Here is a 20,402-nt window from a genome sequence, read left to right as displayed (position 1 = left end):
GGGTAGACCCCGGTTGCGTGGGGGAGGGAGCCCGTCTGCCGTGCTCACCTGACTCGGAGCGGAGCCGCATGCGACGATAGATCACTTCACCAACGAGCAGCCACCGTCCGCGAGCGCCGCTCTTGTGACTCTAATGCGCCTCGTCCCAATTGTTCGCCGCCCGCGCGTCGACCTGCAGCGGCAGCGACAGGATCACCGCCGGGAACGGCGCGTCCTGCATCACCTTCTGCACGACCGGCAGCGTCGCTGCGACCTCGTCGTCGGGCACCTCGAAGATCAGTTCGTCATGCACCTGCAGCAGCATCTGCGCCGAGAGTTTCTTCTCGGTGAGCGCGTCCTCGACCCGGATCATGGCGCGGCGGATGATGTCGGCCGCGGTGCCCTGCAAGCGCGCATTGATCGCGGCGCGCTCGTTGAAGGCGCGCACCGAGGCGTTGGAGGCCTTGATGTCGGGGTAGTACATCTTGCGGCCGAACAGCGTCGTCACATAGCCGTTGCGGCGGCAGGAGTCCTTGGTCTCGTCCATATAGGCGCGGATGCCGGGGAAGCGCTCGAAGTACTTCTTGATGTAGGCCGAAGCCTCCTCGCGCGCGATGCCGAGCTGGTTGGCAAGGCCGAATGCCGAGATGCCGTAGATGATGCCGAAATTGATCGCCTTGGCGCGTCGCCGCACCTCGCTCGGCATGTCCTTGATCGGCACGCCGAACATCTCGGACGCGGTCATCGCGTGAATGTCGAGCCCGTCGCGGAATGCCTGGCGCAGCACCGGCACGTCGGCGATCTCGGCGAGCAGCCGCAATTCGATCTGTGAGTAGTCCGCCGACACCAGCTTGTGGCCCGGCGTCGCGATGAAGGCGCGGCGGATCTTGCGGCCGTCCTCGGTACGAACCGGGATGTTCTGCAAGTTCGGCTCGTTCGACGACAGCCGGCCCGTCGTGGTCGCGGCCAGCGCGTAGGTGGTGTGCACGCGATGGGTCTGCGGGTTGACGTAGGTCGGCAGCGCGTCGGTGTAGGTCGATTTCAGCTTCGAGACCTGGCGCCACTCCAAAATCTTCTTCGGGAATTCGTGGCCCTGCTCGGCGAGATCGTCGAGCACCTGCGCGGTGGTCGACCATGCGCCGGTCTTGGTCTTGCTGCCGCCGGGCAATCCCATCTTGCCGAAGATGATGTCGCCGATCTGCTTCGGGCTGCCGACATTGACCGGCTCGCCGGCGATCTCCTGGATCTCGGCTTCGACCCGCGCCGCGGTCTGGGCGAAATCGCCCGAGAGGCGCGAGAGCACCTGGCGGTCGATCGAGATGCCGCGCCGCTCCATTCGCGCCAGCACCGAGACCAGCGGCCGCTCCAGCGTCTCGTACACCGTCGTCATCCGTTCGGCGACGAGGCGCGGCTTCAGCACGCGCCACAGCCGCAGGATCACGTCGGCGCTCTCGGCCGCATATTCGGTCGCCTTGTCGATCGTGACCTGGTCGAAGGTCAGCTTGCCCTTGCCGCTGCCGACGAGGCCGCCGTAGTTGACGACGGCATGGCCGAACCAGCGCTCGGCGAGCGCCTCCAACGCGTGCGAGCCGCGGCCGGCGTCGAGCGCGTAGGACATCAGCTGCGCGTCGTCGATGTTGCGCAGCGTGACGCCGTGTTGCGCCAAGGTCACCGAGGTGAACTTGACGTTGAAGCCGACCTTCTGGATGCCGGCGGACTCCAGCAGCGGCTTCAGCGCCTTCAGCGCATCGGCGGTCTTAAGCTGCCCGGGGGCGAGGCCGGCATCGAACAGGCCGGCACCGCCGCCGGCCTCTCTGTGGTTGAGCGGCAGGTAGCCGGCGTCGTTGGGCGCCACGGCAAGCGCCAGTCCCGACAGCTCGGCCTGCATCGGGTCGATCGATTCCGACATCGCCTCGATCGCGAGATAGCCGATATCGTGCGCGCGCGCGATCAGGGCGTTGAGCTGATCCAGACTGCCGATCGCCTGATACGCCTTGCGGTCGAAGCCGGTCTTGCGGATCGCTTCGCCACGGGCCTCGGCCAGCGTCGCCGGTGTGCCCCTGCGGTTGGAGTTCTTGTCGTCGCGCGCGCCGGTCGGCTTGGCCTTCGCAGGTGGTGCCGCGCCGGCTGTCGGTGCGTCGCCCGGCGCTGGCGTCACGTCCGACGGCGGCAGCGGCGAGAACACGCTGGCGCCGCTCTTGTTGCCGGGATCGGCGTCGACATTGGCGGGATCGATCTGCGCGTAGTCGGCGACGCGGCGGGTGAGGGTGGTGAACTCCATCGCCTTGAGGAAGGCGATCAGCCGGCGCGAGTCGGGCTCGTGCACGGCGAGGTCGTCGAGCGGCACTTCGAGATCGACCTTGTCGTCGAGCAGCACGAGCTGGCGCGAGATCCGCGCCTTCTCGGCGTTCTCGAGCAGCGCCTCGCGCCGCTTCGGCTGCTTGATCTCGGTGGCGCGGAACAGCAGCTGATCGAGATCGCCATATTCGATGATCAGCTGGGCTGCGGTCTTGACGCCGATGCCGGGCACGCCGGGCACGTTGTCGGTGGAATCGCCGGCCAGCGCCTGCACCTCGACCACCTTCTCCGGCGGTACGCCGAACTTCTCGATCACTTCGGGGATGCCGATGCGGCGATCCTTCATCGTGTCGTACATCACGACCTTGTCGGTGACGAGCTGCATCAGGTCCTTGTCCGACGACACGATGGTCGTGCTCGCACCGCGCTCGTTGGCCTGCCGCGCATAGGTCGCGATCAGATCGTCGGCCTCGAATCCCGCCTGCTCGAGACAGGGCAGGTCGAAGGCGCGCACCGCCTCGCGGATCAGCGCGAATTGCGGGATCAGATCGTCGGGCGCCGGCGGCCGGTGCGCCTTGTAGTCGGGATAGAGCTTGTTGCGGAACGTGATCTCGGACTTGTCGAACACGATCGCCAGATGGGTCGGCCGGTTGTCCTCGGGCATGTCGCGCAGCAGCTTCCACAGCATGTTGCAGAAGCCGAGCACGGCGTTGACCTGCAGCCCGTCGGACTTGCGGTTCAGCGGCGGCAGCGCGTGATAGGCGCGGAAGATGTAGGACGAACCATCGACCAGAAAGACGTGGTCGCCCTTCGCCGCGGCTTTGGCGGCGACGGGCGCGGGGGCGGTCTTCGGAGCGGGCTTGGCGGGATCTTTGGAGGCTGTTTTCGGCATGGCCGAAACTTAGGGATTTTTGCGGAGAATGACAGCCTTTGTGTCGTTGAATCCGCCCGCGCCACACAACCAAATCGTCATCCCGGCGAAGGCCGGGACCCATAACCACAGCCGTTCGCTAATGGAGCTCGCTGTGGCCCCATCGTCGTCCCACTACAGGCGGTCGGGGTAATGGGTCCCGGCCTTCGCCGGGACGACGATCAACTTGTAGACGACATCACGCCTTATCGCCGGTCGGCGAGAACAGGTAGCCGCCGCCGCGGATGGTGCGGATCACCGACGGCTTGGTCGGATCGAATTCGATCTTGCGGCGGATGCGCATGATGCGGAGGTCGACGGCGCGGTCGAAGGCCTCCGCGTCGCGCGCATTGGCCAGTTCCAGCAGCCGCTCACGCGACAGCACGCGCTTCGGGTTGGCCGCGAACACCTTGAGCAGGCCGAATTCGGAGGCCGTCAGCGGGTGCTCATTGCCCTCGTCATCGCGCAGCGCCTGGGCCTCGAGATCGAGCCATTTGGTGCCGAACCGCACCAGCTGCTCTTTTTCGGTCTTCGCGCTCGCCGGTTCCGGCGCAGCCGACTTCGCCGGCCCGCTCCGTCGCAGCACCGAGCGGATCCGCGCCATCAGCTCGCGCAGCTCGCAGGGTTTTGCCACGTAATCGTCGGCGCCGAGCTCGAGCCCGACCACGCGGTCGATCGGGCTGGCAGTAGCTGTCAGCATGATGACGGGGACGTTGATCTTGCTCTTGAGGTCGCGAATGATCGACAGCCCGTCTTCCTCGGGCATGTTGAGGTCCAGCACCACGAGATCGGGCGTGCTGCTCTCGATCTCCTTGCGCAGGCTCTTGCCGCCATCGCACAGCGTCACGCCGAAGCCGTGCATCTTGAGGTAATCGCCGACCATCTCGCGGGCCGGGGCCTCGTCATCGACGATGAAGATATGCGGGTTCTGGTTCATGTCTCTGTCGCCGGCAGTGTAACCGTAAAGGTCGACCCCTGTCCGGGGCCCGGGCTCTGCGCGGTCACATGGCCGCCATGCATGTCGATGATACGCTTGACGATGGAAAGGCCGAGGCCGGTCGAGCTTTCGCCCGCGGTCGGCTTGGCCGACAGCCGCTGGAACCGGCCGAACAGCCGGCCGAGATCCTCGGGGCTGAGGCCGGGGCCCTGGTCGACGATCCGGATCACCGTATCGTCACCCTCGTGGCTGACCGTGACCGTGATCTTGCCGCCGATCGGCGAATATTTGATGGCGTTGCTGACGAGGTTGTCGATCGCCTCGCGGATCCGGTCGGCGTCGCACATCGTGACGAAGTGCTGCGGCCCCGAGACCGAGATGCTCTGCTGCTTGTTGACGGCCGAGGGCAGATTGGCCTCGGTGACCTCGTTGACGAGGGCCGCGACATCGACCGGCTCGCGGCGTATGGTGATGTCGAAGGCGTCCGCCATCGCATCCGAGATCAGGTGATCGACCATCGAGGTCAGCCGCTTGGTGGCGTCCCTGATATGCTCGACCTGCGAGGTGACGTTTTCCTTCGGCGAGCCGGCGCCGATCAGTTCGGTCAGCATCTCGGTGCGGCCGAGGATCACGCCGAGCGGATTCTTTAAGTCATGGGCGACGGTGCCGAGGATTTCGTTCTTGAAGCCGTTGGCGCGCTGCAGCCGCAGCCACTGCGCCGACAGCCGCCGGTTGGCCTGCATCAGCGCGCGGGTGCGCTGCGCGACGCGGTCCTCGAGCTGGGTGTTGGCCTCGTGCAGCTGCTGGTACAGGATCACATTGTCGAACGCGATCGACAGCCGGCTCGAGAAGATCTCGACCAGCGCACGATCGGTGTCGGACAGCTGGCGCTCGGCCTGCAGCAGCACCACGACCTCGCGGCCAGAGCCGGTGCGCGAATAGAGCACGCTGCGGTGGTCGGCGAACTCGTTCTTGCGGCGCTGGAAGGCTTCCTCGACCATGTGCCGCAGATCGGCGTCGAGCGCCTTCGAGGAGGTGGTGCCGATGAAGCGGCTGTAGCAGCCCGAGCAGGCCAGCACTGAGAAATCGCATGCGGCCGCGTTGCCGTCGTCGCGCAGCACCAGAATGCCGGCGCAATCGACATTGAGCAGCGAGGCGAGCTGCGTCAGCACGCCCTCGGCCAGCCGCTGCATCGACTTGAAGTCGTACAGCGTCGAGGCGGCGTCGATGATGATCTCGAGCCCGCGCCTGGTCTGTACCATGCGCTCGAGCTGCTGGTAGCTGCGCAGCGCGGCGGTCAGCGAGGTGAACAGCTTGTCGGCGGTGAGCTCGGTCTTCGCCTTGTAGTCGTTGATGTCGTACTGCACGATGACGCGCCGCTCCGGCGCCTGGCCGGGCTGGCCGGTGCGCAGGATGATGCGGACGGTCTCGTTCCTGATCTCGTTGCGGATGTATTCGACGAGCTCGAGGCCGGCGACGTCGGTCTCCATGATGACGTCGAGCAGCACGGCGGCGATGTCGGGATTGTCCCGCATCAGCGTGCGGCCTTCGGCCGCAGAGTAGGCCGACAGGATCTCCAGCGTCGCGCCGTTCAAATTGTAGTCGCTCAGCGCAAAACGGGTGCCCTCATGGACGGCGTGATCGTCGTCGATCACGGCGATCTTCCATTTGCGGGCCGACGAGTCCTCCAGGGGGCTCTCGGTATCGTCGATCAGTTGGAGGACATCGTCCTGTTCGGCCATTGACTGGTTCCGTCGGCTGCTGCGTCAGTGATCGTGGGCTCGCCCTTGGGAGCCCCCTTGGCGATCCTGGGCATGATAATGCGAAAAGTGGTGCCTTGTCCTACCCTTGACTCCAGCATCATGCGTCCGCCGAGCTGCTGGGTGACGAGGTTATAGACGATATGGAGGCCGAGGCCCGTACCACCTTCGTTGCGGCGCGTCGTAAAGAACGGGTCGAACGCCTGTCGCTGCACGTCCGGCGTCATGCCAGCCCCGTCGTCTGCGAAGATGATCTCGACATCGTCAGCGCCGCGTCCGCGCGCCGAAATCGTGATGTTGCCGGAGCGGCCGTCGGCGAAGGCATGATTGACGGCGTTGAGGAAAAGATTGGTTAAGATCTGGCCATAGGCGCCGGGATAGCCGTCGATGAGGAGCCCATCGGGCACATCGACGGACAGCGCGATCGCGGCCTTCTTCAGCACCGGCCGCAGGCTCGCCACGATCTGGTCGGTGGATTCGCTCAAAGCGAACTGGCGGCGCTCGGCATGCGAGCGATCGACGGCGACCTGCTTGAACGACTGGATCAGCTCGCCGGCGCGCTGCAGGTTCGAGACCAGTTGCTGCGATGCGTCACGCGAGGCGCGCACGAAGTCGTCGAGCCTGGAGCGGCGCAGCGGCTCGGTCTTCAAATCGTTCTCGAACATCTCGCTGCGGCGGGCAAAGCTCGAGGCGACCGTCAGGCTGATGCCGATCGGATTGTTGACCTCGTGGGCGACGCCGGCAACGAGGCCGCCGAGCGCGGCGAGGCGTTCGGCATCGATCAGGTTCTGCTGCGCGGTGTTGAGCTCGAGCAGCGCGCTCTCGGCCTTCTCCTTGGCGGTGCGCAGCTCGTCCTCGGTCTTGCGCTTGGCGATCGCATTCTCGCGGAACACTTCGACTGCTCGCGCCATCGCGCCGACCTCGTCCTTGGCCGATGTGCCCTGCACCGGCCGGTCGAGGTCGCCCGAGGTGATGGTGCGCATCGCGGCCATGATCTGCGCCAGCGGCAGCCGGATCGACAATGCGATCATCACGCCGGCGGACATGATGACGCCGAGGAAGATCACCGCGATCGACAGCACCCGGCGCGAGATCGACGTCAGCGTCTTGTCGAACGTCTCCTGTGCCTTCTGCTCGCGCTGGCGCATCTTCACCGAGAGGTCGTCGATCGCACCGATCGCGTCGGCCTGGCTGGCGTCGATCGAGTTGCGTAACAGATCGGTGCGGTTGGTGAGCTGTTCGCTGAGCTTGCCGAGCCCGTCGCGCAGCTCGGCAGTCTTGACCTTGAGCCGCTCCAGCGCCATGCGCTGCAGATCGTTCTCGGCCAGATCGGTCATGACCGGGATCGTCTTCTCGATCGTATCGATGTTGCGGCGGGCTTCCTCGGCCGACGAGGAGGCCAGCGAGAGGTAGTAGGCATTGGCGGCGACAAGCAGCGAGGTGAACGCCTCGCGCGACTTGCCGAGCGCGGGCCAGATCAGCGCGTCGCGATGGCCGGTGGCGCCCTCGATGATCGAATACAGCCCGGCCATGTCCCTGGTCGGCGTCAGCACCTGCTCGTCATAGGTCTTGGAGATCGTGGTCTGCACCGTGCGCAATTCGCCGAAGCCGTCGAGGAAGCGGCTGGTGGCGCGTTCGAGCTGCTCGACCGAGCCCGACAGCATCGGGTCGGTCGAGGCGCGGTTGGTCAGCGTGCCGAGCACGGCCTCGCGCAGCAGCAGGATTTCCGCGAACAGGTCCGGGCTCGGCTGGTTGATGTAGCGATGGATCAGGTTCTGCAGCCGGCTGGTCTCACTTTCGAGCTTGGCCAGGATCTTGTCGGATTCCCGCACCTGGCGGACATCATCCCAGGCCGAGCCGAGCACCTTCGAGCCGTTCCAGATCAGCACCGCGAGCACGATCACGACTGCGGAGTTGAGCAGCGCGATCGACAGGATGCGCCAGCGGATCGGCACCGCACGCAGCAACTGGACGATGCGGAAGCGGCCCTGCGGCCCGAAGGCCGCCGGCCGTCGCATCGTCCCGTCCTGTTGGGGTGCGTCCAAGATCCGGTTACTCCACGTTGCGGATGCGTTCGATCAGCGCTGCGATCGCCGGATCGCGCTCGGCCTTGGCATAGATGCTGGCCATCGCCGCCTCGAACGGCTTGCGGTCGAAGTCGGTCACGACCTGGACGCCCGCAAGCTCCGCCTGCTTGCGCGAGCGCTCCTCGAGCTCCCGCCACTTCTCGCGCATGTAAAGGCTGGAGCGCTGCGCGGCATCGCGGAAGGTGGTCTGCTCTTCGGGCGAGAGGCTGGCCCAGGCCTTGCGCGACATCACCAGCACTTCGGGGCTCACGGTGTGTTGGGTCAATGTGTAATAGCCGGCATATTTGTAGTGACCGGTGGTGACGAAGGACGGCCAGTTGTTCTCGGCACCGTCGATCAGTCGATTGGCAAGCCCGGTCAGCACCTGACCGTAGGCCATCTCAACCGGCTGGGCGCCGAGCGCGCGGATCATATCCGACATCTGTTCGGATTGCTGCACGCGCAGCCGCAACCCCTTGAGGTCGTCGAGCGAACGCACCGGGCGCACGCTGTTGTAGATCGAGCGGCCGCCGGAATCGTAGAAGGTGAGCCCGACGAAGCCATGGTCCTCGAGACTATCGAGGATCTCGTTGCCGATCGGCCCGTCCAGCACATGCTGCAGGTGCTCATGTGATCGAAACAGGAACGGCATCGCCAGCACGTTCACGGACGGCACCATGGTCCCGATCAGCGCGACATTGGTCCGGTTCAGATCGATGGCACCGACCCGGGTCTGCTCCAGCGTCTCCTTTTCCTCGCCGAGCTGGCGGGAATGGAAGACCACGATGCGGTGCCGGCCGCCGGTGCGTTCGGCGATCAGGCGGTCCATGTAATTCAGCGCCTGGACGGTCGGATAGTCTTCATTCTGGGTGTCGGCGGTGCGGAACTCGCGCGCAAAAGCACTCGCCGAAACCGCTGCCCATAACAGCGCGACGGCAAGCGTTATTGTCCGCGAAAGGCCGGCGCGGCGATACACAGGCTACAATTCCCCTTGTGATTTGTGTCCAGGGCGGGAGCAAAAGGTTCAACACTTTTAGCAGAATGGCGATGGTTCGCCATCGGCCAAACGTTAATTTGGCGCTGCAACCTGCAGTGTCGATTGAATCTGCGGTTGTAGCGCCTTATGACGGCGTGTTGGCATTCGGGAACGGCTCGTCGTGAAGTTCGCCTTGAAGCTCGCCTTGAAGCTCTTGCATCTCGTCGTCGTGACCCTTCTGCTGGTGGCACCGGCGCAGGCGGCGACCGATATCATGTGGTGGCACGCGATGTCGGGTGAGCTCGGCAAGCAGCTCGAGAAGCTTGCCGCCGACTTCAACGCCTCGCAATCCGACTACCGGATCGTGCCCGCCTACAAGGGCAACTACACCGAGACCGTCACCGCGGCGATCTTCGCCTTCCGCTCGCGGAGCCAGCCGGCGATCGTTCAGGTCAACGAGATCGCCACCGCAACCATGATGGCGGCGCGCGGGGCGATCTATCCGGTGTTCGAGCTGATGCGCGATCAGTCGGAGGCGTTCGCGCCAGCGGCCTATCTTCCCGCGGTGGCCGGCTACTATGCCGATGTCGACGGCAACATGCTGTCGTTTCCGTTCAACGCCTCGACGCCGATCCTCTACTACAACAAGGATATGTTTCGCTCCGCGGGGCTCGATCCGAGCGAGCCGCCGAAGACCTGGCCGGAGCTCGGCGTCGTCGCCAAGCGGCTGCGCGCTGCCGGGGCGATGTGCGGCGTGACCACGTCATGGCCGTCCTGGATCAATGTCGAGAACTTCTCCGCCTTCCACAATCTGCCGATCGCAACCAAGGCCAACGGCTTTGCCGGGCTCGACGCGCAGCTGATTTTCAACAATCCGCTGGTGATCCGCCACATCGCGCAGCTCGCGCAATGGCAGGCCGACAAGACCTTCGACTATAGCGGCCGCGGCCAGGCGGCCGAGCCGCGCTTTCAGAAGGGTGAGTGCGGCATCTTCATCGGCTCGTCGGGCACGCGCGCCGACATCAAGGCCAATTCGAAATTCGAGGTCGGCTACGGCATGATGCCGTATGATCCCGACGTGCAGGGCGCACCGCAGAACTCGATCATCGGCGGCGCCACGCTGTGGGTGCTGCGCGACCGGCCGCGCGCCGAATATGCCGGGGTGGCGAAGTTCTTCGCCTATCTGTCGCGGGCCGAGGTGCAGGCCGCCTGGCATCAGAACACCGGCTATCTGCCGATCACCCGCGCCGCATTCGATCTCAGCCGCACGCAAGGGTTCTACGACCGCAATCCCGGCGCCTCGATCTCGATCGAGGAGGTCACGCTGAAGCCGCCGACCGACAATTCGAAGGGGATCCGGCTCGGCTCGTTCGTCCTGATCCGCGACGTGATCGAGGAGGAGCTCGAGCAGGTGTTCGCCGGCAAGCGTTCGGCGCAGGCCGCGATGGACAACGCCGTCGAGCGCGGCAACCGCCTGCTGCGCCAGTTCGAGCGCGCCAATCCGGACCGGTGATGCAAGCCTGTGGGATGGGTGGAGCGAAGTGATGCCTACTATCGAGCCGTGCGCATTGCGCTGCGCGAGATGTGAGGTGAGCACATTCCTCGGGCTCCCTCCCCCCTTGCGAGGGAGGGTTGGGCAGAGGGGTGCCACACGGCACGCTCTCTCAATTCGCATATGAACGACATCCGGCCGATGTTGCGAAGCAGCGGGTGAGCGTCGATCATCTCGCCCGCGGCACCCCTCTCCCCACCCTCTCCCGCAAGGGGAGAGGGAGCCCGAGCAACCTGCTCACCTCACCGGGAACAAGCGCGACATTTGTCGCGAGCTCCCCGCAATGACGGTCTGAAATATGATCCCATCCCTTCCACCCCTCACCACCTACGACACCTACCGCGCCTGGCGCGGCGACACGTCGCGCTGGCTGCCGGTCGCGCGCGATATTGCCGATGGCCACGGGCTCGCCTGGGGCACGCCGCATGTGTTCTCGACCGGCACCAACCTCGTCGTCGGGCTCGGTGACAACCTGATCCTGAAACTGTTTCCACCGTTCCTGCGCCCGCAATTCGTGTCCGAGCGCGGCGCGCTCGCGCAGTTACGGGGACGGCTCGGGATTCCGATTCCCGATCTCATCGCGGAGGGCGAGCGCGACGGCTGGCCCTATCTCGTCATCACGCACCTCGCCGGCACTGTGGCTTCGGAGGTTTGGCCAGCGCTGTCGGAAGCCGAGCGGGAGCGCGTGCTCTCCGAGATCGGCGCCGTGATCGCCGAGGTGCAGCGCGTGCCGCCCGGCGGCCTGCTGGCGATCGAGCCGCGCTGGGAGGCCTTCATGCGCGGCCAGATCGCGCAGTGCAGGGCGCGGCATGAACGGCTCGGCCTGCCGGCGAAATTCCTCACCTCGCTCGACGATCTCTTGCGTGACGCCGCCGAATTGATCCCGATGGACGCGCCGCCGGTGATCCTGACCGGCGAGTACATCCCGGAGAATTTTCTGCTCGGCCGCCGGGCCGACGGCTGGCATGTCGCCGGCCTGTTCGACTTCGGCGACGTCCGCACCGGGTGGGGCGAGTACGATTTGCTCGGTCCCAGCGCCTTCATGGCCGCCGGGCATCCCCGCCTTGTGCGCAGCCTGTTCGACGGCTTCGGCATCCCGCGCAGCGAGGTGAATTTCATGCTGAAGCGGCGGCTGATGGCGCTCATGATACTGCACTCGGCCAGCGATCCGCTCCGGCACATCTGCATCGCGGGCTGGCCGGATCGGGTCGATGACTTCGTGCAGTTGCAGGAATTGATCTGGCCGGAGATTCCAGGTGTGTAGAGCTAGGGCGATACAATCTGTCTCCAGGTCTTTACGAATTGCTCGCGCTTGACGAGATCCAGATAGGCAAGCGCCGGAAGGCCGAGCGTCGGAAAATTGAGCAGGCCGGGCTTTTCGGCGACATACCGCGTCTTCATCTGCTCGCGATCGGTATCCACTCCGGCGATCGATAGTCCGAAGCCGTCTGCGACCGCTGCCTGGCCGGCCTCGGACAGTACATAATCCACGAAGGTTCGGGCCAGCACCGGATGTTGCGCGCGCCGCGGGATGACAATGGTCCGGGACACGACCGTCACATAATCTTCAGGCAGTACGATAGCGAGATTCGGATGCCGCTGCACCTGCCGGAGAGCGTAGGAACCGAGGACGTCATAGGCAATGAGCGTGTCGCCGCGGTCGAGCGAGTCGAGCATGTCCTGAGTGCAGCAGAAGAGCCTAGCTTTCGCAACGCCGAGCGCATGCGCGAGGCGCCAGAAATTTGCCGACAGCATCGATTCGGTTGTCGCAAGCAGATAGCCGACGCCGCTGACGCCGATGTCGTAGGTCGCGATCCTGCGGCGAAATCTCTCCGGCGATCTTTCCAAAAGCCGGATCAGGTCCTGATGCGACCTCGGAACCTCGTCGCGATCGAGCATATCCTTGTTGTAAACGATCACCGCCGGCTCGACGGTGAAGCCGAAGATCTCGTCGCGCCAGACGGCCCAGTCGGGCAGGCCGCGTGTCGCTATGGCGGCCCGTTGTACATGTCCGTCATTGGCGAGCTTGACCTGCAGGTCCATCGCTGAGCTGATCAGAAGGTCGGCGGCGGACTTGTCGTTCGGCGGGCCAACGGCTTCCTGATACAGCGGCAGTGTTTCGTAGAGGCGGTATTGGACCTCGATATCCGGATGCGCCTTCTGGAATCCTTCGATGACAGGTCCCATGGCGGCGACATCTGCCGTTCCGTGAATGAGCAGCGATGCGGCAGCGCCCGCCGGCGCGGGGAAGCTCTTCAGCTCGTTGGTGGACTTTGACTGGTCTGCACGGCAATCGAGGCTGCCGAGAAGCAGCGCCGCGCCGAGCGCGGCCAATTGCGCCAGCCGCCACGCTTGCAGTCTTGAACGGCGCACGATCATGGCGACCTCGGCAGGGTCACGCGCGCCACGAGGCCGCCGCCCGGGCGATCAAGCAGGGCAAGATTGCCGCCAGCGGAGGCGGCCGCGTTCCTGGCGATGTTCAAGCCAAGCCCGCTGCCGGCCACATGGCTCTGCCCCGAGCCGCGCTGGAAGCGCTCCAGCACGCGGGTCTTGTCCTTGTCGGGAATGCCCGGCCCGCGGTCGGCCACATCGAATTCGATGGTCGAACCATCGACCGATGTGCGCAGATCGACGTCGATCGTGCTCTCGGGCGCGTATTTCAGCGCATTGTCCAGAAGGTTGTCGATCAACTCGCGTAGCGCGAGGGGAGCCCCGCAAACCGGAAAATCGTCGTGGGCTGTCGACAGATCGGCCAGCCGGCAGCGCTGAATGTTCTCCGTCGGCAGGCGGTCCACCGCCTCCAGATAGAGCTCGAGGAAATCGCAACGCGGGCTGCCGGAGGTTTCGATATGATGGGCAATCGCGGCGTCTGCCAGCAATTGGTTGACGATCCGCGTAGCGTCGATCGCGTTGGCCAGGACTCTGCCGGCATAGCTTCGCAGCAGCCCCGGGTCCGTTTCGGTCGCCGCGACCTCGGCGAGTGCACGAATTGAGGCCAGCCGCGTCCGCATGTCATGCGTGGTATCGACGGCAATGCCGCGCAACGTGTTCAGCACGCCCTCCAGTCGCTGCATGAAGTCGTTGAGGCTGGAGACGAGCGAGCTGACTTCCCTGGGAATCGGCGTCCGGATCGGGGTCAGGTCGCCGGGGGCGCGCTTGGTCAGCTCAGCCTCCAGCGCCACCAGCGGCGCCCACGCCCTGTTGAGGCCCTTCGAAATGAGCAGGCAGATGACTAGCCCGGCGAGTGCCATCGGCGCGAGCGAATTCTTGAGGATGTCAGAGGCAAGTTGCGAGCGGGCTTCCCGCGTCTCGGCGACGCTGACGTTGACCCAGCCGGATTTCTCGCCGAAATCGATATAGCGCCAGACCGTGCCGATCCGGACCTGCGCGCCCGAATAGACGGCGTCGGAAAAAGAGGGTGACCGGTCATGATCGCGCGCCTTCGCGGCGTCGGGCAGATCGGCGTAGCCGGTGATCAGGGAGTGATCGGGCGCTCGGACCGCATAGAACGCTCGCGTCTCGCGTGCCGCACCGAGGATCTCCAGCGAGGCCAGCGGCAGTTCGACAGTCAGCTTCCCGTCGTCGACCCGGATACTGTCGGCAATCGAGAAGGCGGATGCGGCCAGGACGCGGTCAAATGCCGTGTCGGCTGCGTTGAGGGAGAAATTGCGCACATAAAGGAACAGGCCGACGCCGAGGATCGCCAGCAGCGAAATGGCGCCGAGCAGGATGTCGCGCTTAATTGATGTCTGCGGCCGCTGCATCGTCGGTCTTCGCCGCATAGCCGACCCCCCACACCGTCTCGATGCGGAGCCTCGACGCCTTCAGCCGCCGCCGGATGCGCGAGATGTACAGCTCGAGCGCGTTCGGGTTTACGGCATTTTCGTAACCGAACAGCTGATCGATCAGCCGTTCTCGCGGCACCACCTGCCCCGGCGACAGCACCAGGAGCTCCAGCAGGCGAAATTCTCGCCGTGTCAGCTCGATCCGGGCGCCGGCAGCGGTGATCGACTGCGCTGCAATATCGATGGCGACATCGGCGATCTCGATCTTGCTGGTCGGAATGCCGCTGTGCCGTCGCACGACGGCCCGCATCCTAGCCTCCAGCTCGCGCAGGTCGAACGGCTTCACGAGATAATCGTCCGCGCCGATGTCGAGAACGCTGATCTTGTCGCCGACGTCGCCTCTGGCGGTAATCACAAGCACCGGTGTGCGAATGCGCCGGCTGCGCAGAAGCTTCAGCAGGTCCGAACCGCTCATGCCGGGCAGCATGAGATCGAGAATGATCAGATCGAAAGGGTCTTCCTGAATGCGGCGGGACGCGTGCCCGCCATCGGTCAACCACTCGACCGCATGCCCCTGGCCGCGCAGGCGCGCCGCAATCGCCGCGCCCAGATCGGCGGTGTCTTCGATCAGAAGCGCACGCATGATTTCTTGCGCACGTTAAGGCATCCCCTCAAGGAAGACGAAAATTCTCGTCTTCATGGTCGGCGCGACAAAATTCCACTGTTCGCAGCCGATCGTTTCCTGTCGTTTTCGGGGCGCCATTTCGCTGGCGCGCGTTGTTCATCGTTTGCTCAACTAGATCAGTTGTAGCAATCCGGTCAAGGGCCGTTGCTTCGCCCAAGGCCCGATAAGGCCCGAGATGTGAAGCTCGACGCAACTGCGAAGCGATCGCGGCCACCCACAGCGTTCGCCCCGAACGGTGTGTCGGGCCTGCAACGTTGATCGTTGAATGGCGTTCCGTTACGCGCCGGCGCGGACATGACAGGGTTCTGACAGCTATCGACGCCAGTTTCCCCGAGCGAAGCAAAAATTCTCTCAAGGGGGCGACATGAACCAAGCAGTGCAATTCCGGCAGCCCGCGGCTGTCGCGGGAACCCGCGTGCGGAGCAGGGTAGGCGCCGCGAGCCGATATTTCTGGGCCGGTGCTTCACTCGTGGCGATAGGCTTGCTGACCTCGGCGCCGGCGAAGGCCGCCGATGACGTGAGTGAACTGAAGGCCGAGATCAGGGCGCTGAGCAAGCGCCTGACTGAGATCGAAGAGCAGAAGAAGAAGGTCAAGAAGCTCGACGACCGGGTCCAGAAGGTGGAGCGCGCGCAGGAGGCACGCGCCGAGGCTCCGCCTCCCGGTCCGATGCCGGCCAAGGCCGGACCATGGGAGAGCTTCAGGACCGGTAGGCCCGTCCACATCTTCGAAACTGAAAACACCGACGTTTTGCTATACGGCATCATCGAGCCGACGCTCGGCTACACGACCAATGTCGACGCTGCGGGCCGATCGACGGTTGGCTTGAACACCTCCTGGTTCAGCGGCAACCGCTGGGGCATCTTCGTCACGCAGAAGGTGTTCCCCGAATACAACTTCAATCTGCTGGCGCGCATGGAGAGCGAATTCGAACTCCCCAGCGGCAACATGGATACGCCCGGCGTTTTGTTCAACCGCGACGCCTGGGTCGGCTTCGAAAGCCCGACGCTCGGCAAGTTCAGTGTCGGCCGCCAGAACACGTTGCCGCGTGACGTCGCTAATATTTGGGGCGATCCCTACGGCGACTCCAAGCTCACCACGAAGGAAGGCGGCTTTTCCAACGTCAACAACTTCAAGCAGTTGATCTTCTACACCAGCGGCGGCAACGGCGCCAACGGCCAGGGCGACACCCGTTACGACCAGGGGCTGGTCTGGAAAAAGGTGTTCGACAATGGGCTCTATCTCGGCGCGGCCTATAACTTCGGCGACGGCAACGGTCCCGGCGGACCGAACGGCAGCGGCCCGATCCCCGGCGCCGGGTTCGACAAGGGCAGCACCGAAGCGGTGGCTGCCGGCTACAATTACGACCAGTTTCACGTTTCCGCGTTCTATACCCGCGCCAACGTGCTCGAGATTCCGACGATCGGAACCACCAATATCGGCCATATCCATCAGTCGTGGGGTGCTGGCGGCAACTGGGACGGCGGTCTGCTCCGCCTGAACACCGGCTACATCCACTATACGGCGGACCAGGGTCTGGTCGGTACCCGCAATGACGACGTGGTCACCGTATCGGGCAAGATCACGCCGTCCAAATTCTATGACTTCGAGCTCGGCTGGCAGGACTTCTTCGCCCACAACGCAGCCTTGACGGCGTCCGGCTTCACCTTCGTTCCATTCAAGGATGCCAGCGCCGCGACCATGACCGGGACCGGTACGCGCATGACGACCTATGCCTCGTTCATGTACCACCCGATCCCGAACGTAGACGTCTATGTCGCGGGTGATCACCTGAAGACAACGGGCGGCTATAGCGCCAGTCAGGCTCACCGGCACGATAGCGCCGACGAGGTCGTAACCGGCGTTCGCTACAAGTGGTAGCGGATCGGAGCCGCCGCTCTGCGCCTCGCGCGCTGCCGTGACGCCGGAGAGATGCCCCCTCGCCCGGCGTCGGACGATCTGATTCCCCTGCCGAACGGTCCACGGCAGGGGAATCCGGGGACCATTAAACATCAAGAGAATCCGGCGCCGTGCGCCGCGGCCGAACAATCGCGTTCGAAAACGCGTCGGCGATACAATTCAATGGGAGAGCGTAATGTTGGAAAAATCCCAATCCGGGACCGCGGTCTGGAATGAGCGCGCAGCGACCGATGTGACGGCCGAGGCGTCCGCGCCAACGGCGTTCTGGCCGACCGGCTGGTGGCGTGTGATGGACTACAAGATCGGAATCATTTCGCTTCCGATCTTTGCCATCCTCGTCGGCCTGCTCGCGATCCTGACGATGGAAGGCCAGATCAAGCCGGACGCGCCCACGATGATCGCCGTGCTGGTGCTCGGCGGGTTTTCCTGCGCGGAACTCGGCAAGCGGCTGCCGATTCTACGCAACGTCGGCGCTGCCGCCATCTTCGCGACCTTCATTCCATCGGCGCTGGTCTACTACAAGCTGCTTCCGGGGCCGATCGAGAAATCGATCGTCGAATTCACCAAGTTCACCAACTTCCTCTACATCTACATCGCCGCGATCATCGTCGGCAGCATCCTTGGCATGGACCGCAACGTCCTCATCAAGGGCTTCCTCAAGATCTTCGTGCCGCTGGGCGTCGGTTCGATCGCGGCCGGTGCGGTCGGAACGCTGGTCGGCATGCTGCTCGGGCTCGGCGCCTACAAGACCTTCTTCTTCATCGTCGTGCCGATCATGGCCGGCGGCGTCGGAGAGGGGGCGATCCCCTTGTCGATCGGATATTCGGCCATCCTCGGCCAGCCGCAGGGAGATTTCTTTGCGATGGTACTGCCGCCGGTTATGCTCGGAAGCCTGACGGCGATCCTGTTCAGCGGCATGTTGAACTACGTCGGCAAGAAATATCCACACCTCACGGGAGAGGGGCGGCTGCAGCCGGGCGGCAGCGACGCGCTCGTACCCGCCGCGACCGAGGCGCACGACGACAATACCGCGGCGGTCGATATCCCCGCGATCGCCGGCGCGGGGCTGACCGCGATCGTGCTCTATCTGCTCGGCGTCATGCTCAACCATTTGATCGGCTTGCCAGCACCGGTTGCAATGCTGTTCCTTGCCGTCGCCGCCAAGCTGGCGAGCGCGGTGTCGCCTCGGTTGCAGTCGGGCGGGTTGATCGTCTTCCGGTTTGTCCAGATCGGCATGACCTATCCGCTGCTGTTCGCGATCGGCGTGGCGATGACGCCGTGGGCCAAGCTGATGGCCGCCTTCACGGTGCCGAATCTGATCACGATCGTCGCCACGGTGTTTACGCTGATGGCCACCGGAGCGTTCGTCGGGCGCCTGATGGGCATGTATCCGATCGAGAGCGCCATCGTGAACGCCTGCCATTCGGGGCAGGGCGGTACCGGCGATGTCGCGATCCTGACCGCCGCCGACCGGATGCAGTTGATGCCGTTCGCGCAGATCGCTACGCGCATTGGCGGCGCCATCACCGTCACCGCCGTGCTGGTGCTGCTGCGCTGGACCATCTGACCCGGCGGGAGCGGCTTCGCCCAACGAGGGGGCGAGGCCGCTTGCTGCAATTAATTTGAGCAGATTGCGGTGCTTTGTATGCAATCTGCTGCAAGGTTGCTGCTGCCGTACCGAGCGTCGGCTTCATAAGATTCCGATGTTGGGTCAGCTGGTTAGGGACTTAACGGCTCTACGACAGGCGGCTGGCACGAAGCTTGCGAACTGAGTTCCAAGGCCCGTTCCCGGGCGTTGGAGCATCACATGAAGCGACGCGATTTCCTCAAATCGGTGTCCGGGCTGGCAGCGGGGGCGCTGGCGCCGACCGCGCCCGCGATCTGGTCGCCGGCCAAGGCCGACGCGCGCTCCGAGACCCTGCTGATCGTCTCCGAAGGCGGTCCCAACAATCTCGATATCCACGGCATCGGCACCAACGTGCCGGGCTATGAGGTGTCGTGGAATTGCTACGACCGGCTGATCAGCCACGAGATGAAGAGCGGCCCGGGCGGCGTGCCCTATTACGACCGCGACAAGTTCAAGCCCGAGCTCGCCGAGGATTTCAACATCGGCGACATGTCGGTCACCTTCAAGCTGCGCAAGAACGCCAAATTCCATGACGGCACGCCTGTCACGGCGAAGGACGTCAAATGGTCGCTCGACCGTGCTGTCTCTGTCGGCGGCTTCCCGACCTTCCAGATGAGCGCGGGCTCGCTGACCAAGCCCGAGCAGTTCGTCATCGTCGACGACCATACCGTGCGCGTCGACTTCCTCAGGAAGGACAAGCTGACGATCCCCGACCTCGCGGTCATCGTGCCCTGCGTCGTCAACTCCGAGCTGGTGAAGAAGAACGCCAGCGAGAAGGATCCCTGGGGTCTCGAATTCACCAAGCAGCAGACCGCGGGCTCCGGCGCTTACAAGGTGACCAAATGGACCGCCGGCACCGAAGTCGTCATGGAGCGCAACGACGACTGGGTCTGCGGTCCGCTGCCGAAGATCAAGCGCGTGATCTGGCGCATGGTGCCGCAGGCCGGCAACCGCCGCGCGCTGCTCGAGCGCGGTGATGCCGACATCTCCTACGAGCTGCCGTTCAAGGATTTCCAGGAGATGAAGGCGAACGGCAAGCTCAACGTGGTCTCGCTGCCGTTCTCCAACGGCATCCAGTATATCGGCATGAACGTCGCCAAGCCGCCGTTCGACAATCCCAAGGTGCGGCAGGCAATGGCCTACGCGATGCCTTACCAAAAAATCATGGATGCGGTGCTTTTCGGTCTCGCCAACCCGATGTTCGGCGCGGCCAAGGACAAGCCGACCGAGGTCGCCTGGCCGCAGCCGACCAAATATTTCACCGACATGGAGAAGGCCAAGGCGCTGCTCGCCGAAGCCGGCTACGCCAACGGCTTCGAGACCACAATCTCGTTCGACCTGAATTTCGCTGGCGTCAATGAGCCGCTCTGCGTGCTGGTGCAGGAGAGCCTCGCACAGCTCGGCATCAAGACCACGATCAACAAGGTGCCCGGCGCCAACTGGCGCACCGAGCTCACCAAGAAGGAAATGCCGCTGTTCACCAACGTGTTCTCGGGCTGGCTCGATTACCCCGAGTATTTCTTCTACTGGTGCTATCACGGCAACAATTCGATCTTCAACACGATGAGCTACAAGTCGCCGGAGATGGACAAGCTCATCGACGGCGCGCGTGTCGCCGCCGCCAACGGCGACAGCGCGGCCTATGACGCCGACGTCAAGGGCTTCGTCGATCTCGCCTTCGCCGACATCCCGCGCATTCCGCTCTATCAGCCCTTCGTCAACGTCGCGATGCAGAAGAATATCTCGGGCTACGAGTACTGGTTCCACCGCCGGCTGGACTATCGCGCGATGGCGAAGGGGTGAGACCGATGAGTGCGTGGACCACGTTCGCGTCTCTCTCAAACGCTACGTCAAGTGAGGTGAACACGTCTCTCAGGCTCCCTCCCCCCTTGTGGGGGAGGGTGGGGAG

General features: G+C 64.4%; 13 protein-coding genes. 5 read left to right on the top strand and 8 right to left on the bottom strand.

Annotated elements, in window-relative coordinates:
* Positions 1-130: 130 nt before the first annotated feature.
* The 5 genes from polA to QMZ05_RS34890 all read right to left on the bottom strand — a co-directional run bounded on the left by polA (position 131) and on the right by QMZ05_RS34890 (position 8,926).
* Positions 131-3,169: a DNA polymerase I gene (gene polA / locus QMZ05_RS34910; protein WP_353704874.1), complete on the bottom strand. Its 3,039-nt coding sequence runs from the start codon at positions 3,167-3,169 to the stop codon at positions 131-133.
* Positions 3,170-3,386: 217 nt separating this feature from the next.
* On the bottom strand, positions 3,387-4,124 hold the full coding sequence (locus tag QMZ05_RS34905) for a response regulator (protein ID WP_353704873.1): 738 nt from the start codon (positions 4,122-4,124) through the stop codon (positions 3,387-3,389).
* On the bottom strand, positions 4,121-5,866 hold the full coding sequence (locus tag QMZ05_RS34900; protein ID WP_353704872.1) for a DUF3369 domain-containing protein: 1,746 nt from the start codon (positions 5,864-5,866) through the stop codon (positions 4,121-4,123). The genes QMZ05_RS34905 and QMZ05_RS34900 overlap by 4 nt, the downstream gene beginning before the upstream one ends.
* Positions 5,836-7,902: a HAMP domain-containing sensor histidine kinase gene (locus tag QMZ05_RS34895; protein WP_353704871.1), complete on the bottom strand. Its 2,067-nt coding sequence runs from the start codon at positions 7,900-7,902 to the stop codon at positions 5,836-5,838. The genes QMZ05_RS34900 and QMZ05_RS34895 overlap by 31 nt, the downstream gene beginning before the upstream one ends.
* A gap of 34 nt (positions 7,903-7,936) precedes the next feature.
* Positions 7,937-8,926 (bottom strand): TRAP transporter substrate-binding protein, encoded by a 990-nt coding sequence (locus QMZ05_RS34890; RefSeq protein WP_353704870.1) that lies wholly within the window; start codon positions 8,924-8,926, stop codon positions 7,937-7,939.
* A 205-nt stretch (positions 8,927-9,131) separates the two neighbouring features.
* Between QMZ05_RS34890 and ugpB the strand changes: the two genes are divergently transcribed.
* Positions 9,132-10,439, top strand: coding sequence for a sn-glycerol-3-phosphate ABC transporter substrate-binding protein UgpB (ugpB, locus tag QMZ05_RS34885; RefSeq protein WP_353704876.1), 1,308 nt, complete (start codon positions 9,132-9,134; stop codon positions 10,437-10,439).
* Between the two features lie 337 nt (positions 10,440-10,776).
* Entirely contained in the window at positions 10,777-11,742 is a 966-nt protein-coding gene (locus tag QMZ05_RS34880) for an aminoglycoside 3'-phosphotransferase/choline kinase family protein (RefSeq protein ID WP_353704869.1), read from the top strand.
* A 2-nt stretch (positions 11,743-11,744) separates the two neighbouring features.
* Here the strand turns inward: QMZ05_RS34880 and QMZ05_RS34875 are convergent, their stop codons facing one another.
* The 3 genes from QMZ05_RS34875 to QMZ05_RS34865 are packed head-to-tail and all read right to left on the bottom strand — an operon-like array spanning position 11,745 to position 14,906.
* Positions 11,745-12,812 carry an ABC transporter substrate-binding protein gene (locus QMZ05_RS34875; protein WP_353704868.1) on the bottom strand — a complete coding sequence of 356 codons (1,068 nt, stop codon included), beginning with the start codon at positions 12,810-12,812 and terminating at the stop codon, positions 11,745-11,747.
* Between the two features lie 41 nt (positions 12,813-12,853).
* Positions 12,854-14,242 (bottom strand): sensor histidine kinase N-terminal domain-containing protein, encoded by a 1,389-nt coding sequence (locus QMZ05_RS34870; RefSeq protein WP_353704867.1) that lies wholly within the window; start codon positions 14,240-14,242, stop codon positions 12,854-12,856.
* Entirely contained in the window at positions 14,217-14,906 is a 690-nt protein-coding gene (locus tag QMZ05_RS34865) for a response regulator transcription factor (protein WP_353704866.1), read from the bottom strand. The genes QMZ05_RS34870 and QMZ05_RS34865 overlap by 26 nt, the downstream gene beginning before the upstream one ends.
* A 511-nt stretch (positions 14,907-15,417) precedes the next feature.
* On the opposite strand from QMZ05_RS34865, the gene QMZ05_RS34860 reads away from it, so the two are divergent.
* The 3 genes from QMZ05_RS34860 (at position 15,418) to QMZ05_RS34850 (ending at position 20,296) form a co-directional block, all read left to right on the top strand.
* On the top strand, positions 15,418-16,827 hold the full coding sequence (locus QMZ05_RS34860; RefSeq protein WP_353704865.1) for a hypothetical protein: 1,410 nt from the start codon (positions 15,418-15,420) through the stop codon (positions 16,825-16,827).
* A 328-nt stretch (positions 16,828-17,155) separates the two neighbouring features.
* Positions 17,156-18,433, top strand: coding sequence for a 2-hydroxycarboxylate transporter family protein (locus QMZ05_RS34855; RefSeq protein ID WP_353704875.1), 1,278 nt, complete (start codon positions 17,156-17,158; stop codon positions 18,431-18,433).
* Positions 18,434-18,673: 240 nt separating this feature from the next.
* Entirely contained in the window at positions 18,674-20,296 is a 1,623-nt protein-coding gene (locus QMZ05_RS34850; RefSeq protein ID WP_353704864.1) for an ABC transporter substrate-binding protein, read from the top strand.
* Positions 20,297-20,402: the final 106 nt, after the last annotated feature.

The organism is Bradyrhizobium sp. INPA03-11B (assembly GCF_040446015.1).
Taxonomy (GTDB): domain Bacteria; phylum Pseudomonadota; class Alphaproteobacteria; order Rhizobiales; family Xanthobacteraceae; genus Bradyrhizobium; species Bradyrhizobium macuxiense_A.
This window is presented reverse-complemented; position numbering and strand designations above follow the sequence as displayed.